The sequence below is a fragment of the Streptomyces sp. NPDC043738 genome, from assembly GCF_056436545.1.
Genome location: NZ_JBWKCJ010000003.1, coordinates 245726 through 261547 on the forward strand (window position 1 = coordinate 245726; position 15822 = coordinate 261547).

Below are 15822 nucleotides of genomic sequence, written 5' to 3' on the forward strand. Positions count from 1 at the left end.
TTCAGTAGGTGCCTCTCCTGCTTTGTGCGTCGCTAACTGCGTGACCGGCGTTTCGGATTCGCTCTCTTCGAGGGGGCGCCGCCGTCCGCCGACAGCGAGACGGAGCTGTGGCGTAGCTCATGCGGCGCCCCAGAGGCGCGGCCGCCCCCTACCGTCCGCTGTTGGCGGTCCGGGCGAGGGTGCGGGTGATCACCTCGGCGCGGGCGTTGATCATGTACATGCTTCCCGCGTAGAAGAGGTCCCCGGAGGCGAGATCGCCCAGTGCGAAGAAGCGCGGGACGTCTTCGGGGAGGGTGGAGCGCAGGGCGTTGGTGGCGACGTCGATGCGCATGCCGCCGAGCGGGTTGCGGACGGCGAGGCCGGAACCGGTGAGCGAGTCGACGAAGGGCTCCGCTCGGGTACCGGTGCCGGCCAGGCCGGAGCGGGTGGCGTCGACCACCGCGTCCACACCGGTCAGCCGTCCGCCGCCGTCCTCCAGGGTGAACCCGCCGCCGGGGCGCGCGGTGACGCCGGCGGTTCGGGACCGTACCGTCAACTGGCCGCTGTCCATGGCGTCCAGCAGCGCCCTCGCGGTGGGCGGCGGCATCGGGTTGTACAGCGGTTTGCCGAACGGATGGAAGCGGTTCAGGAACAGCCGCCGGTCGGCGTCCGGCATGGCGCACCAGATGGGTTCCCGCGCCTGGTGCATCATCGCCGCCACCGCCGCGTGGCAGGCGTTGTAGTCCAGCTGGGAGAGGTCCTCGCGCAGCCGCTCGGCCGCGGGCCGGTCCGCGGCGAGCGCGCGGAGGTCCACCCCGGCCGCGGTCAGCTCGTCGCGCAGCAGCCGCCAGGCGTCCCGTATCCGCAGGGTCCCGTCGTGCCCGGTCCGGCGCCGCACCGCCTCCGGCGTCGTGTGGCGCAGCTGGAACGGGGTCTGGGTGGCACGTACCCCCGGCAGCAGGCCGTGCCGGGAGGTCATGGTGATCGGCCCGCGGTGTCCGGAGCGCAGCAGTCCGAGGGCGACGTCCACTCCGGACAGGCCGGTGCCCAGCACCAACACGTGGGCGTCGGCGGCTATCCCGGGCAGTACCGAGCGCAGCGGATAGGGGTCGGGGTGGAAGCCGGGGGCGCCGGTCAGCCGGTAGGGGTCGGCGGGCTCGCCGGTCCCCAGGCACAGCACCACCCGGTCGAAGTGGCTGACGCCGCCGGCGCTGCGGATCATGACGTCGGCGGCGGTCGCCTTCGCCTCGACGGCGAACTCCGGTACCACCCCCACCGTCCAGCCGCGCCGCTCGGCCTCGGCGCGGCCGGACTCCAGATGGGACGTCAGGTACTCGCCGTAGACCCGCCGGGGAACGTAGGAGTCCACCGGCTGCGACGCGTAGGGGGTGTCCCGGTACCGCGGTTCGTCGTGCAGCCAGCGCAGGAAGTGGTCCCGTTCCGCGCACCGCACCGACATGTACCCGGCCTCCCTGTTGACCAGGGCGCAGTCCAGGTCCGGGCGGTAGGCGCGGCCGGTGGCCAGATTGGCCGATCCCTCGTACACCGTGAGGTCACAGCGCGTCTCCTCGCCCTCGAAACGGCGCAGCATGCTGTCCAGCAGGCTGACCGCCGCCGCGCCACCACCGATCACCGCCACACGCATCGTGCATCCCCCTCCGGCCGCCGGGTCTAGCGGTCCGCTTCCAGATCGATGACGGGCAGCCCGCGCGCCTCGTCCAGGCGCCTGGTCAGCGGGCTCGGAAACTCGGTGACCATGACCTCCAGCGTCGGCCGCACGGTGGCCCGTTGGACGTGTCCGCCGACGGTCGAGCCGTCCCGGCGGCCGAGCACCGCGTGCATGTGGACGGAGGGCCGCCCGTCCTTGAGCGCGATGTTGCCGGTCAGGCTGAGCACCTCGGTGTGCTCGGTGACCGGGATCGGCACATGCGTCCTGCTCTCCGGGTCGAAGAGCGAGAGCGCGGCGTCGCGGAAGGCGCCGATACCGGTGAACGAGGCCCCGGCCACCGAGTGGTCGGTGGCGAACTTCTCCAGTACGGGCAGCACGTCATCGTCCTGGTCGAAGACGACGGCGAACATCCGGGGTGCGTCATCGGTCAGCAGGCGGCTGTGCATCTGGGTCAACTCGCTTTCGTGGTGCTGGTGCTGGCGGCCGGGTCGCCGCCGGGGACTTCGGTCGGCGCGGGCGCGGTCGGCGCGGCCTGCCAGCGTTTCTTCAACCGGCCGACGAGGTCGAACTGGTTGATGACCAGTCCCAGGATGACCAGCACGATCGCGGCGGCCTTCAGCGCGCCGAGCGGCTCACCGAGGAGCAGCATCGAGGAGGCCATCCCGAAGACCGGCACGAGCAGCGACAACGGCGCCACGTGGGAGGTCTTGTAGTTGCGCAGCAGATGACCCCACAGGGTGAAGCCGAAGAGGATCGTCGGGTACACCATGTAGGCCAGCGAGCCGAGGCCCACCCAGCCCATGTGCTCGAAGGAGTGGGTGATCGAGCCCCAGCCGTTGATGCCCAGCGAGAGCAGGAACATCGGGATCGGCGGGATCAGGCTCGCCCACACCGTGAACGCCAGCGCGTCGGTCGGGTGCGCCTTCTTGATGACGATGTTGGCCGCCGCCCACGACATCGACGCGCCGATCACCAGCACCGCGCCGACGGCGGTGACCGACCCGTCGGTGATCCCTATGATCAACGCGATGCCGACGGCCGCCACCACCACGCCGGTCAGCTGACGCGGGACGACCCGCTCGCGCAGCATCGCCGCCGCCAGCCCGATGGTCCAGAACGCCTGGAGCTGCATCACCACCGAGGCGAGCCCGGCGGAGAACCCGAAGTGCATCCCGGCGAAGAGCAGTCCGAACTGACCGATGCCGAAGAACAGCCCGTATAACGCGATGTAGCGCCACGGCACTTGGGGGCGCTTGAAGAAGAACACCGCGGGCACGGCCGCCAGCAGGAACCGCAGCGAGGCCAGCAGGTAGGGGTCGAACGACCGTAGGCCGATGTCGATGATGGCGAAGTTGACCCCCCAGATCACCATCACCAGGACGCCGCCCAGAAACTTCGAGATCGGCAAGGAACCCTCCTTCAACGGGTGCGCTCGACAGGCTGGGCAGCCGGTTCGGTACGTATCACCTGGAAGGCCTCGGCCAGCCGGCCGTCGGCCAGGCCGCCCGCCGCGGCCTGCCCGCGCAGCCTCGAACGTATGTCGTCCGCCAGGTTCGCACGATGGGCGGTCTGCGACGTGTGGGCGCGCAGTGCGGCCAGCTTGCGGTCGAAGGCGTCGGTGACGTCGACCCAGGTGTCGGGGCGCGGCGAGGTCATCACCCAGATCTCCGGGACGACGCACGGCGCCAGCCCCTCGGACAGCAGCAGTTCCGGGTAGGCGCGCGGATTGCGGGCGTCCGGGTAGAGCGCCGCCAGCGCGGCCTCTCCCGCGGCGCGGTGGTCGGGATGGACGTCCGGCAGGAAGTCCCAGTTGATCTCCGGGCTCTGGATCAGCGCCCGCTGGGGCCGGACCCGCCGGATCACCCGGGTGATCTCCCGCCGCAGTTCCAGGCCGGCCGTCAGCTCCCCGTCGGGCAGGCCGAGGAAGACGACCTCCTTGACGCCGAGGACGTCGGCGGCGGCCCGCTGCTCCGCCTCCCGGACGGCGGCCAGTTCGGCGCGCGGGACGGCCGGGTCCTCGCCTCCGGCCGCCCCGTCGGTCAGCACCAGATAGGTCACCTCGGTGCCCGCCGCGGTCCACTGCGCGATGCTGCCGCCCGCCTTGAAGTCCACGTCGTCCGGGTGCGCGACGATCGCCAGCACCCGGTCCACATGGCCGAACGGGGGCTCGGCGGATCCGGCGTACGTCACGCGGGCTTCACCCCGGCGGTGAACAGGAAGGACCGCGGCACGTTGGGCATCGAGCGCGGCGGCACCGGGTGCGGCCAGCGGTCGAAGTCGGCGCCCTCCTCACCGGGCTGGAGCAGCTGCTCGGTCGCCCAGCCGCAGGACTCCAGGAACTCCTCCGGCTCGTCGGTGCCGAACAGCCAGGGGTTGCCGTCCTCCATCAGCACCCGCATGAAGCCCTTGGCGAGCGGGTTGTGGAGGGTGGCCCGGCTGGTCATGTCGCCGATCAGCACGGACCCGGGCGCGGACAGCTCGCGCAGCGAACCCAGCAGGTCGCGCACCACGTCCTCGGGCAGGAAGAAGAACAGTCCCTCGGCCACCCACAGGGTCGGCTGCCCGGGGTCGAAGCCCGCGGCGTGCAGCTCGTCCTGCCATCCGGCGGCCAGGTCGACCGGAACCGAGTGGCTCTTGCTGACGGCTCCCTCCGTCTGCCGCGGCGGGTTCTCGGCCAGCAGCGCCGCCTTGGTCTCCAGCAGCGCCGGCCGGTCGAGCTGGTAGAGCGTGACGCCCTCGGGCCAGGTCAGCCGCACCGCCCGCATGTCCATCCCGGCGGCCACCAGCACCACCTGGCGGATGCCGCGCTCCTTGACGGTGCGGACGATGGCGTCGTCCATGTAGCGGGTGCGCACCAGCACGAACGGGACGACCGCGGAACCGGCGTAGCGTTCGAGCAGTTCGAAGCCGGTCTCACCGGCGACCAGCCGTGCGTAGGGGTCGTCGAAGATGCGGTCCGGCCGCTCGGACTCCACCGCGCGGGCGGCGGCGGTCCACTGCGCGGTCTTGGACACCGGCTCCATGACCTGATTCACCGATTCCATGTGTCACTGCTCCCCGTCTGTAGAAAGTGGGCCCGGGTGGGGTCAGACATCCCGGCGCCGGAAGATGCTGTGCAGGACCATGCTGAAGACCGCTTTTCCCTGCGGGTCCAGCAGTTCGCACCGGGGGCGGACGATGCCGGAGCCGCGGCGGCCGAGCACCGGGGCGATCCCCAGCACCGTCAGCCGGGCCTGCAGCACGTCCCCGGCCCGCACCGGTTGGAGGAAGCGCAGCTCGTCCACGCCGGGCGAGCCCTCCCCTGCGGACCGGTTGAGGATCTCCTCGACGTAGCGCCGCATGAACAGCGAGGCCGTCAGCCAGCCGCTGGCCACCAGGCCGCCGAAGGAGGAGTCCCGGGCCTTCTCCGGGTCGGTGTGGAAGACCTGCGGGTCGTAGGCGCGGCCGAAGCTGAGGATCTCCTCCTCGGTGACCTCGACCTTGCCCAGCTCGAACACGTCTCCCACGTGAAAATCTTCTAGGTAGAGCATTTGCCGAACCGACCTACCATTCCGCGCTGATGAGTTCCTCCGGCCGGGCTCCGGCCAGCCGGTACCGTTCCGGGTCGGCCGGGCGGCCGGTGTAGAGCCGGAAGAGGGTGGGGACATCGGTGTGCAGCCGCGCCGGCTCCCGGTCCTCGACCGGTGAGCCGAGGACCAGTTCCCGGTCGTCGAGCGTGACGTGCACCTGCGGGGTGGCGACCACCCGGGCGCATCCGGCGAGCGCCTCCAGCGCCTCGGGCACCCCCGCGCTCCGGTACGCGTCGGACATCCCCAGCGTGTCCCGGACGTCACCGCCGTGGATCCAGGTGCCCAGGGCCGCCAGATCCTTGGCGCCGCCGGCCGCGCGGATCGCGGGGCCGGCCACCGTCAGACCGTGCTCGAACTCCGCCAGCACGTCGGCGAACGGCCAGTCCCGGCGCTCCTCGACGTCCCGTTGGTTCTGGTCGTGGCTCGCCTTGTACGCCGCGCCGGCGGTGAGCCCCACCAGTGCCGCCGCACAGTGCGCGACCACATCGCGCACCGTCCACGCCGGGCACGCCGCCGTGACCCGCTCGACCATGCCCGACGGCAGGTCGCGCAGCGCGGGCACCAGGGTCTCGCGCTCGGCGCGCAGCAACCGCTCGGGGACGGTCTCGACGGCGGGTGCCGTCACGCCACGCCCGCCCGGAAGTACCGCCCCTCGATCCGCCGCAGGGTGCGGAAGTCGTCGATGTCCAGGGTCTCCATGTCGATCTCCTCGCCACTGAGCCGGGAGACCAGCAGCATGAACTCGACGAACGCGAGGGAGTCGATCAGGCGGTTCTCCAGGATGTCGAGGTCCGCGTCGATGTCGGAGATCTCCGGGTGGCGGGCCAGGATCCACTGCTTGAGCTGTTCCTGTTCAGACTGCATGGGACGTCCCTTCGGTAGTTGCGGCTGATGCCAGTGCCTGGTCTGCCTTCGCGACGGCTTCGTCGGCCGCCGCCCAGTCGCCGTAGCGGTCGTGCAGTACGGCGAGCCACCGCTCCAGGCCGAAGGCGACGCAGCTGGTGAACACCGGCCGTCCGCTGTCGGCCAGTTGGATGTCGCAGCGCTCGCCGAAGAAGTTGCGGTGCTTGTTCACCGACGCGATGGCCAGATCCCCGGCCAGGAACTCGTACTTGACCGGCGCGATGCGCTGCAGCAGTGCGCGCGGGCCCTCGCCGTCGAAGAACGGGTCGGTCGCCGCCTCCTTGCGCAGCGGCAGGTCCAGCTCCTCGGCGAACCGCAGGATGCGCGACGAGAAGCGGTCGATGTGCTCCTCGACGAACTCCTGCTCGCCCAGGGCCACGATCTCCCGCATGTGGAAGCCGAGCAGCCGGCGCAGCCCGGTGTACCGCTCCTCCCGGCGGAAGCAGCGGCCGACCAGGGTGATCAGGGTGTTGCCCGGCAGGCTCGTGCCCTCCATCCCCAGGTAGACCGCGTAGCAGGTGGCCGACGGCAGGGCGATCTCCGCGCTCTGCAGTTGCTCCGGGGGGAACGCCTCGATGGCGCAGGCGTCCTGGCCCTGCGGGCGGCGCTCCAGGTCCAGCGCGTTGACCACCAGCGCCTGGTGCGGGAAGTTCTGGTAGTAGTCGAGCTTCGCCAGCTTGGCCACGGGCAGCAGCGGCGCTCCGATGACCGGTTCGGCGCCGACCCCGATGCCCCACCGCTCGAACATGTCGTCCAGGCGCCGCAGGAGCCGGGCTTCGCCGGCAGGCAGGTAGGCGAGTCCGTTCGCTTCCATTCCGACCTCCTTCGCCCGGATCAGACGTCCGGCAGCAGGTCGTCGGCGAAGATCCCCGACTTGAGCATGAAGGACATCGGCTTGCGCACGACCTTGCGCTCCAGCTCGCGGCGGGCCGGGTCGGAGACCACCCGCTCGCGGAACTCCAGTGGCTTGGCGATGCCGGCGTCCCGGTAGACCTGCGGGTTGTAGAAGGAGCGGAGGCTGAAGACGATGTACCGCTTCAGGTACTGCTCGATCTCCAGGCGCTGCTGGTCGGTCATGGTCTTCGCCAGCTGGGAGTACAGCATCGAGACCAGCTCGCGGCCGAACGCGATGTGCCGGGACTCGTCCTCGTGGTGCACCCGGTTGACCTTGCGGATGGTCTCGTGCAGGGAGTCGTCGGCGGCCATCCGCATGTTGTAGAAGTCGACGATCTCCTCGAAGAGGAGGATCCTGGAGAACACCAGGAAGTTCTCCACCTGCGCGTTGTCATGCGGAATGGAGTGGAGATTCGGCCCGGTGTAGATCTTGTCGCCGTACCGGAGGCAGAACTCGGCGAAGAACCACATGTGTTCGTTCTCTTCGCCGATGAAGTGGTGGAAAAAGTCCGACGGCAATTCGAAGCCGGTCGTGTGGATCCGCTTGATGACCTCGATCAGCAGCTCGCGGATTCCCTCGACGTTGAGGCTGTAGAAGTTGATGCTCTCCCAGCGGGACAGCCGCTGCGCCTCCTCGGTCGTCAGCTCCTTGGCGACCTCGGTGCCGTAGGTGGAGACCAGGTCATCGCTCATCCACGACATCTGCTCGGGCAGCGAATCGGGCCAGTCGAACTCGCGATACGGGTTGTAGTAGCCGTCCACCGACTTGTCGATGAGCCGCTTGAGGATCTCGGCGAACCGAGCCGACTGCTCCGGCACTTGCGGCGCCTTGCTGGCTACTGCGGACATGCTTCTCCCTGTCGGTAAAAGACTGGAGGTGGGCAAGAGGGGGGTGTTCGGGCACTACTAGTCGCGGAGCCGTGAATTCCATGAACTTCACGACGTCCGCTGTGTGGAGTTGCGGGATCCGCTTATCCGCCGCGGTCACTGGCGGGCTGGCAGACATTCACGATGTTAGGCGACCGATACAGCCACGGGCCAGCGTCATTCTTCGCGGCACTAAGCGGAGTTCACGTCTCCAATTTCACCGTGTGTCGCCCCTGGCGAGGGCCTGAGCAGCCAATTCCCCGGTTGTTGCGGGAACATTGCAGCTACATTAAGTGATCAAGGTGCCCTCAAACGTGAGTTTGACCCCGCTGGACGTTTTTCGGCCGACCCTGAAGGCACACAAACCCGAGGTCACGGCGGATCTTGACGGTCGACGGGGCTCTCAACTGCTCTTCAGGGGCGGGCGGTTGGCGTCACGCTTTGGCGCGATCAATACACTGCTCGCTTCCCCATCCTCGAACAACTGAGGTCTGGAGCGACCACTGGGACTCCCCGCGGGATGCGCCCCCGGCTGCGCGAGCGGCCTGCCCCTTTATCACAATGCGAACGGCAGGCGTCCCTGGTATATGAATAACCGACCGAAGAGTATTTATGCGCCGCCCGCCAGGTAAGACGCTTTTCCCGAGGAAGCGGGGCGAGGGCGCCGGCGCGTCGTCTCCGCACGCGGAATTGCCCCGGCTCCCGCGCCCGTTGCGTTCCCCGCGCACCGGGACGCCGTCGGGAACGTCCGGCCGAGCCCGTTCGGCCCGTGAGCGTCGGGGACCGGGGCCCAGTCCCCGGTACGGCACCGTCGCACCGCGGACTCCGCCGTCTGCCGTAGGCCAGTACGCTCCCGTCTCATGAGCGTGGACACGGGGCGGGACGGAAGACGGGACACGGTCGAGCTGGTCTACCGGCCGGCGCGCGCGGACCTCCTCGCGGGCGTCCGGGTGCGTGAGCGCCGCCGGCGCCTCCACCTGGTCCGGTGGGGCTTCACGGGACTGTCCGGCGCCGGCGCCGTGCTGGCCGTGACCGCGCCGCGAGGCTCAGCCCAGTCGTTCGTGACCGCCGTCTTCTGCGCCGCCCTGATCTGGTCGATCCCGCGTCTCCAGGCCCACCACGCGCTGCGCACGGTCTCCTGGCAGGGCGAGTACCGCACGTCCGTGAGCGAGACGGGCATCACGGCCGAGACCGCGCATGTGACGCTCGTACAGCGCTGGTCGGTCTTCCGCGGCTACCGCGAGACCCGCGACCACGTGGTGCTGCTCAGCCGCGACCCGAACATCCTGCTCGTGGAGGTACTGCCCAAGCGCGGGCTGCGCGACGCGCACGACGCGGAGCGGCTGCGGGAGCTCGTGGACCGCCATCTGCCCCGCTTGTGAACCCGGGCGCTTTGCATCGGGCGGGTATCCGGAAGCGCTTGGTCGTATCGTTCCTTTCAGGTCGCCGGTCGCGTGCACACGCACCCGGGGACCGTGCCGCACGACCGTCTGAACAGGAGTGATCCGCCCGTGTCCTCGTCCGCCCCGGCGCCGGCCTCCGTGCGGCCCGTCCGCGTGCTGCTGGTGGAGGACGACGAGCTGATGCGCCGGTCCTTCACCGTCGCGCTGGAGCGCTACGGCTACCAGATGGCGGCCGCGGCCGACGGGCTGGCGGGCCTCGAGCGCTTTCGCGACGAGAGCTTCGACCTGTTGATCCTGGACGTGATGCTGCCCGGTCTGGACGGGATCGGACTGTGCCGCAGGGTCCGGGAGACCAGCCTGGTGCCCGTATTGATGATGTCCGCCCGCGGCGACGGGCTCGATGTCGTCGCCGGTCTGGAGGCCGGGGCGGACGACTATGTGGTCAAGCCCGTGGACACCTACGTGCTCGTGGCGCGCATCCGCTCGCTGCTGCGGCGGGCGACGTACGCGCCTGCCCCGGGGCCCGAGCGGGCGGCGGGCGAGGGTCCGCCACCGGCCGGGACGGAGCCGCTGGTCTTCGGGGATCTGACCATCGACACCGGCGGCATGGAGGTGTTCGTCTCCGGACGTCCGGTGGCGCTGACCCCGACGGAACTGAAGCTGCTGCTGGAGTTCGCCGCCCACCCGGGCATCGTGCGGGAGCGGCACACGCTGCTGCGCAACGTCTGGGAGTACGGCTGGGACGGCGACAGCCGGGTCGTGGACCTGTGTGTGCAGCGGCTGCGCAGGAAGCTGGGCCGGGACCGGATCGAGACGGTCCGCGGCTTCGGCTACAAGCTCAGGCGCTGAGGCCGGTGCGCCCGTTCCAGCGGCCGCGCAGGGCCCGGGTGTCGCTGCGCTGGAAGATCGCCGCGCTGGCCGCGGCCACGGCCTGCCTGGTGGCGGTGGCGGTGGGCGTGCTGGTGCACCTGTGGACCGCGCAGGACATCCGCAGCCGGGCCGAAGCGCAGGCGTTCAACAGGCTGTACTCGGCCATGGACACCTACCGGCGCACCGGAACCCTCACGGACGGAGCCGAGCTCGATCCGGCCGGGCTGCCCACCGCGCTGCGGCACCCGGCCGACGGCGCGCGACATACGGCCCACGACGGGCGCGTCGAGGGGAACGTGGGGCCGAGCGCCTGGGCCGCCCAGCGGGTCGACGGCCCCGGCAGCCGGGTGCTGGCGGTGCAGGTCAACATGAGCCCGGAGCTCCACACCCTGCGCCGGCTCGACGTGGTCATGGCGGTGGCCTCGCTGGTCGCGATCGCGGCGGCCGTACCCGTGGCGGTCTACGGGGCCGGGCTGCTCGGCCGCCGGCTGCGGCGGGTCTCCGAGACCGCGGGGCGGATCTCGGCCGGGGACCTCGACGCCCGGACCGGGCCCACCAAGGGCCGCGACGAGGTGGCCGACATCGCCGCCACCGTCGACCTCATGGCCGACAGTCTCGGCCGACGGCTGCGCACCGAGCGGCAGTTCACCGCGGACGTGGCCCACGAGCTGCGCACCCCCGTCGGCGGTCTGCTGGCCGCCGCCGACCTGCTGCCGCCCGGTGAGACGGAGGATCTGCTGCGGGCCCGGGTGCGCGATCTGCGCGGGCTGGTGGAGGACCTGCTGGAGATCTCCCGGCTCGACGCCGGCGCCGAGCAGCCGGTGCGCGCCCGTGTCCCGCTCGGGGCGGTCGTCCGCGAGGCCGTGCTGCGCACCGGCCTCGCCACCGACGTCACCGTCGCCGGCGCACCGCGCGGAGCGGACGCACCGACCGCGCGGGCCGTGGACGCCGCGCACCCCGGGGACACCGTGGAGACCGACCCGCGCCGCCTGGAACGGATCGTCGGCAACCTCGTCGTCAACGCCCACCGGCACGGGGACACCCCGGTGCAGGTCACCGTCGACGGCCCTACCGTCGTCGTACGCGACCACGGCCCCGGCTTCCCCGCGGAGCTGCTGCGCGAGGGCCCGCGCCGCTTCCACACGGGCGCCGCGGAGCGCGGCACGGGCCACGGCCTCGGCCTGACCATCGCCCTGGGTCAGGCCAGGCTCCTCGGCGGCGAACTGCGCCTGGACAACGCCCCGGACGGCGGCGCCGTCGCGCGCCTGCGCCTGCCGCACTGACCGCCCACCCGCTACAGAACCGCTACGAAGCGGAGCGGACGCCGATACACGACGGCCGAGGTCCCGATACGTCCTTCGGACACCTTTCGAAGTGCACCCTTCCGCACCCGAAGACCGCACCCGAAGAGGAGTCCCCGTGACCGCCGCCCCCATGGACACGCTCGCGCAGCACCCGCCGACCGGGATCGCGGCCGCCACCACCGACCTGTCGAAGGCCTACGGCAGCGGCGACACCCGTGTCGTCGCCCTGGACCGGGTCAGCATCGCCTTCCGCGAGGGCGAGTTCACCGCGATCATGGGCCCCTCCGGCTCCGGCAAGTCCACCCTGATGCACTGCGCCGCCGGGCTCGACGCGTTCGACTCCGGCTCCGTCCGCATCGGCACCACCGAACTGGGCACGCTCGACGACCGGCGGCTCACCCGGCTGCGCCGCGACCGGATCGGCTTCGTCTTCCAGGCGTTCAACCTGCTGCCGACGCTGACCGCGCTGGAGAACATCACGCTGCCGCTGACCATCGCCGGACGCCGCGCCGACCAGCAGTGGCTGGACCGCGTGATCACCATGGTCGGCCTCTCCCAGCGCCTCGGCCACCGGCCCGCCCAGCTGTCCGGCGGGCAGCAGCAGCGCGTCGCCGTGGCCCGCGCCCTGGCCTCCCGGCCCGCGATCGTCTTCGGCGACGAGCCCACCGGCAACCTCGACTCCCGCGCCGGGGGCGAGGTCCTGGGCTTCCTGCGCGACTCGGTGCGCGAACTCGGTCAGACCGTGGTCATGGTCACCCACGACCCCGTCGCCGCCGGATACGCCGACCGCGTGGTCTTCCTCGCCGACGGCCGCCTGGTCGACGAGATGGCGCACCCCAGCCCCGACCGGGTCCTGGACGTCATGAAGACCTTCGACACCCGCCCACGCACCAGCTGACGCGCGCACGCGCCGACCGACCCGCGACCGGAACGGACCGGCCGCGCTCGCCTTCGTCGAGCCCGGCCCCCGGGCCCCCGCGCCCGCGCCCGCGTCGCCCCCTCCCCGTACCTCTCCCCGTCACCGAAAGCCGCCCATGCTGAGAACAGCCCTGCGCAACGTCCTCGCGCACAAGGCCCGTCTGGCCATGACCGTCCTCGCGGTCTGTCTGGGTGTCGCGTTCGTCTGCGGCACCCTCGTCTTCGCGGACTCCTCCGCCGCCGCCCACCGCGCCGCCGCGTCGAGGAGCTTCGCGGACATCGCGGTCACCGTGACCGCGAAGGCGCCCGCTCCGGGAGCCGACGCGGACCGGCGCGGCACCGTGCTGGACGACGCGCTCGTACGGAAACTGGCCGGCGTGCCCGGTGTCGCCGCCGTGCGCCCGTCGGCCGACGGCTCGGCCACCTTGAACGCGGCGGACGGCACTCCGCTCCGGGCCGGCAAGGCGTGGGCGAACCTGGCCGCCGCCTACGTACCGGGCAAGGACGGCAGGGACGCCCGCCATCCGCTGCTCAAGGGCCGTGCCCCGCAGGGCGGCGGGGAGATCGCCGTCGACAGCGGCACCGCCGCCGCCGGCCGGTTCGGCATCGGCGACACGATCACGCTGGCCACCGACGGCCCGGTCATGACCAAGCGGCTCGTCGGGATCGTCACCACCCACGACACCCGGGTGACCAGCGGCGGCACCCTCGCCCTGTTCGACAAGGCGACCGCCCAGCGGCTGTTCGCCTCCCCCGGCCACTACACCGGGATCGACCTGTCCGCCGCGCCCGGCACCGACCAGGCCGAACTCACCGACCGGGTCACCGCCCAGCTCCCGGCCGACCGGGCCGAGGCCACCAGCGGCGCCGCCCAGGCCGCCCAGCAGGCCACCTACGTCGACACCCTGACCCGGGGCTACGAGAAGCTGCCGATGGTCTTCGCCGGGGTCTCGCTGTTCATCGGCTCGTTCCTCGTCGTCAACACCTTCACCATGCTCGTGGCGCGGCGCACCCGTGAGATCGCGCTGCTGCGGGCGATCGGCGCCGAACGCCGCCAGGTGGTCCGCTCCGTCCTGCTGGAGGCGCTGCTGCTCGGCCTCGCCGCGTCGGCGGCCGGCTTCCTGCTCGGCCTCGGCATCGCCTCCGTACTGCCCGACGTCCTGGGCAGCGCCGCGGACCCGCTGCCCGACGGGCCCCTGGTGATCGGCCCGCGTCCCGTCGTGGCGGCGCTCGGCGTGGGCGTGGGCGTCACCGTGCTTGCCGCGTGGCTGCCGTCCCGCAGGGCGGCGAAGGTCGCGCCCGTCGAGGCGATGCGCGCGGCCGAACAGCCGCCCTCGGCCGCCCGTTCCCGGATCCGCGGCGCGGTGGGGCTGGTCCTCCTCGTCCTCGGCGCCGGGCTGCTGGTGTCGCTCACGGGGGCGAAGGACGCCTCGGTGGAGAACCTCCAGCGCGCGATGTTCGGCTGCGCCGTCCTCGTCATCGCCATGATCATGCTGGCGCCGCCGCTCGCCGCCGTCGTGATCGGGGCGACCGGACGCCTGACCGGCCGCTTCGGGATCACCGGCCGCCTGGCACGGGAGAACGCGCTGCGCGACCCGCGGCGTACCGCGGCCACCGCCGCCACCCTGATGATCAGCACCGCCCTGGTCACCGGGCTCGCCGTCGTCGGGAACTCCACCGGACAGGCCCTCGACCGCCAGGCCGCGGCCGGCCTCGGCGCCGACTACGTCATCGGCACCCGCACCCCCACGACGGGCATCGACCCGGCCGCGGTACGACGGGTCGCCGAGACCTCCGGGGTGCGGACCGCGGCCGCCGTCACGGACTCCACGGTGTTCATCGGCGGCGGCGTCCGGCAGATCTCCGGCGTCGACCCCGACGCCGTGCCCGCCGTCATGAAGCTCGACTTCGTCAGCGGCTCCATAAGGGACCTCGGTCCGGGCCGGATCGCCGTCTCCAGCACCACCGCCCGGGAACACGGCGTGAGCACGGGCGGCAGGCTCGGCGCCCGCATGGGCCAGAGCCAACGGCTCAAGCAGTACACCGTCGTGGGCGTCTACAAGGACAACCCCGTCGCCCACGACGCGCTGGGCGCCCGCGGCGAGGTGCAGCGCAGCAGTTTCCGGCCCGGCTCCGTCCAGCGCATCCTGGTCCGCACCGACGACGGCGCCGCCTCGAGGACCATCGAGGACCGGCTGCGCTCCGCCGTGGGCGACAGCCCGCTGCTGACCGTGCGGGACCGCGAGGCACTCGTCCACGAGTCCGCCGGCGCCCTGGGCGACCTGCTGACGCTGATGTACGGGCTGCTGGCCATCGGCGCCGTGATCTCCGCACTGGGCATCGTCAACACGCTGGCCATGTCGGTCGCGGAGCGCACCCGCGAGATCGGCGTACTGCGCGCCATCGGCATGGACCGCGCCGCCGTCCGCCGGATGATCCGCCTGGAGTCGGTGACCGTCGCCGCCTTCGGCACGCTACTGGGCCTGGCGGGCGGGCTGTTCGGCGCCTGGGCGGTCGGCGCGCTGGCCAACGGCGCGCTGGAGCAGTACTCCCTGGCGCTGCCCTGGGGAACGCTGCTCCTGGTGTGCCTGACCTCCCTCGCGATCGGCGCGCTCGCGGCCGCCGTCCCGGCCCGCCGGGCAGCGGCCCTGAGCCCCCTGGAGGCCGTGGCGGAGATCTGAGGCCGGTCTCACCCGCGCCGCCTCCGGCATCCCCACGGCGTCGGTTCAGATCCCGGACCCGCCGGTCAGCACGTCGCGCAACACCCCGTCGGGAGCCGGGCCGACCACGCGGTCGTCCGCGACCGCCACCAGTTCCCGCAGTCCGGCGACCAGTCCGGAGCGCACGTCGACGGGCAGCCTGCCCACCAGCGCGGCGATCTCCCGGTGCCGGTGGTCGAGCACGGTCCGCACCAACTCGCCGCCGGGCTCCGTGAGGCGCAGGACGACCTCTCGGCGGTTGTCCGGGTTGACCTTGCGGTCGACGAGGCCGCCGGTCTCCAGCCGCTCCACCATGCGAAGCGCCGTCGACGGGTTGACGCCGAGTGTGGTGGCCAGCTCGGCGAGCTTGACCGGCCCGGACCCGTCGAGGACCACCAGGGCGCGCAGTTGCGGCAGCGTCAGCGTGCTGCCGACCTCGTTGAGCGCCCGGGCCGACAGCGCGACCAGGAGGCGTGAGGCGGTCATCAGCGTCCCGGTGACCTCCTCGGTGTCCTGCGCGAGACCGTCCGCCGCGGGGTCCTGGTCCCGCCCGGACGCGAGGGCGGGTGGCTGCGCGCCGCACGCTCCGTGATGTCTGTTCATCATTTTGTTATCACCAGCATATTTATTATTGCACTCTGCAATGTTACGTTGAGTGGGATGACCCGATCCTGCGCCGGCGCGGCAGGGCCGGCAGCGGGATGTGGGAACCGCGACCGTTGAGTTGATCCACCGAGGGTATGCGTG

At 71.6% G+C, this 15822-nt stretch carries 16 protein-coding genes; 5 read left to right on the top strand and 11 right to left on the bottom strand.

Annotated elements, in window-relative coordinates:
* Nucleotides 1–148: 148 nt before the first annotated feature.
* Genes AC0680_RS06545 through AC0680_RS06590 form a run of 10 tightly spaced genes read right to left on the bottom strand, consistent with a single transcriptional unit; the run spans nt 149 to nt 7863 of the window.
* Nucleotides 149–1624, bottom strand: coding sequence for an FAD/NAD(P)-binding protein (locus AC0680_RS06545; RefSeq protein WP_478625500.1), 1476 nt, complete (start codon nt 1622–1624; stop codon nt 149–151).
* A 26-nt stretch (nt 1625–1650) separates the two neighbouring features.
* Nucleotides 1651–2094: a PPC domain-containing DNA-binding protein gene (locus tag AC0680_RS06550; protein ID WP_478625729.1), complete on the bottom strand. Its 444-nt coding sequence runs from the start codon at nt 2092–2094 to the stop codon at nt 1651–1653.
* Between the two features lie 5 nt (nt 2095–2099).
* On the bottom strand, nt 2100–3056 hold the full coding sequence (locus AC0680_RS06555; RefSeq protein ID WP_478625502.1) for an EamA family transporter: 957 nt from the start codon (nt 3054–3056) through the stop codon (nt 2100–2102).
* 11 nt (nt 3057–3067) lie between these two features.
* Entirely contained in the window at nt 3068–3838 is a 771-nt protein-coding gene (locus tag AC0680_RS06560; protein ID WP_478625504.1) for a PIG-L deacetylase family protein, read from the bottom strand.
* Nucleotides 3835–4692 carry a class I SAM-dependent methyltransferase gene (locus AC0680_RS06565; RefSeq protein WP_478625506.1) on the bottom strand — a complete coding sequence of 286 codons (858 nt, stop codon included), beginning with the start codon at nt 4690–4692 and terminating at the stop codon, nt 3835–3837. The genes AC0680_RS06560 and AC0680_RS06565 overlap by 4 nt, the downstream gene beginning before the upstream one ends.
* A 42-nt stretch (nt 4693–4734) precedes the next feature.
* Nucleotides 4735–5154: a MaoC/PaaZ C-terminal domain-containing protein gene (locus AC0680_RS06570; protein ID WP_478625507.1), complete on the bottom strand. Its 420-nt coding sequence runs from the start codon at nt 5152–5154 to the stop codon at nt 4735–4737.
* Between the two features lie 37 nt (nt 5155–5191).
* Nucleotides 5192–5842, bottom strand: coding sequence for a maleylpyruvate isomerase family mycothiol-dependent enzyme (locus tag AC0680_RS06575; protein WP_478625509.1), 651 nt, complete (start codon nt 5840–5842; stop codon nt 5192–5194).
* Complete coding sequence (locus AC0680_RS06580) at nt 5839–6081, bottom strand: acyl carrier protein (RefSeq protein WP_478625510.1); 243 nt, start codon at nt 6079–6081, stop codon at nt 5839–5841. Before AC0680_RS06580 ends, AC0680_RS06575 begins: the two co-directional genes overlap by 4 nt.
* Nucleotides 6071–6934 carry a class-II aminoacyl-tRNA synthetase family protein gene (locus AC0680_RS06585; protein WP_478625512.1) on the bottom strand — a complete coding sequence of 288 codons (864 nt, stop codon included), beginning with the start codon at nt 6932–6934 and terminating at the stop codon, nt 6071–6073. Before AC0680_RS06585 ends, AC0680_RS06580 begins: the two co-directional genes overlap by 11 nt.
* 20 nt (nt 6935–6954) lie before the next feature.
* Nucleotides 6955–7863 (bottom strand): diiron oxygenase, encoded by a 909-nt coding sequence (locus tag AC0680_RS06590; protein WP_478625513.1) that lies wholly within the window; start codon nt 7861–7863, stop codon nt 6955–6957.
* 878 nt (nt 7864–8741) lie between these two features.
* Here AC0680_RS06590 and AC0680_RS06595 point away from each other — a divergent pair.
* The 5 genes from AC0680_RS06595 to AC0680_RS06615 all read left to right on the top strand — a co-directional run bounded on the left by AC0680_RS06595 (nt 8742) and on the right by AC0680_RS06615 (nt 15057).
* Nucleotides 8742–9263 (top strand): YcxB family protein, encoded by a 522-nt coding sequence (locus AC0680_RS06595; protein WP_478625515.1) that lies wholly within the window; start codon nt 8742–8744, stop codon nt 9261–9263.
* A gap of 129 nt (nt 9264–9392) precedes the next feature.
* Nucleotides 9393–10133, top strand: coding sequence for a two-component system response regulator CseB (gene cseB, locus AC0680_RS06600; RefSeq protein ID WP_478625516.1), 741 nt, complete (start codon nt 9393–9395; stop codon nt 10131–10133).
* A complete protein-coding gene (locus tag AC0680_RS06605) occupies nt 10130–11437 on the top strand; it encodes a sensor histidine kinase (protein ID WP_478625731.1) in 1308 nt (435 codons plus the stop codon). Before cseB ends, AC0680_RS06605 begins: the two co-directional genes overlap by 4 nt.
* Before the next feature lie 151 nt (nt 11438–11588).
* The gene (locus AC0680_RS06610; protein WP_478625733.1) at nt 11589–12356 is read left to right on the top strand and encodes an ABC transporter ATP-binding protein; all 768 of its coding nucleotides are present in this window, start codon (nt 11589–11591) and stop codon (nt 12354–12356) included.
* Between the two features lie 136 nt (nt 12357–12492).
* Nucleotides 12493–15057, top strand: a complete 2565-nt coding sequence (locus AC0680_RS06615) for an FtsX-like permease family protein (RefSeq protein ID WP_478625518.1) — start codon at nt 12493–12495, stop codon at nt 15055–15057.
* A 45-nt stretch (nt 15058–15102) separates the two neighbouring features.
* Here the strand turns inward: AC0680_RS06615 and AC0680_RS06620 are convergent, their stop codons facing one another.
* A complete protein-coding gene (locus tag AC0680_RS06620) occupies nt 15103–15678 on the bottom strand; it encodes a MarR family winged helix-turn-helix transcriptional regulator (protein WP_478625520.1) in 576 nt (191 codons plus the stop codon).
* Between the last annotated feature and the right edge of the window lie 144 nt (nt 15679–15822).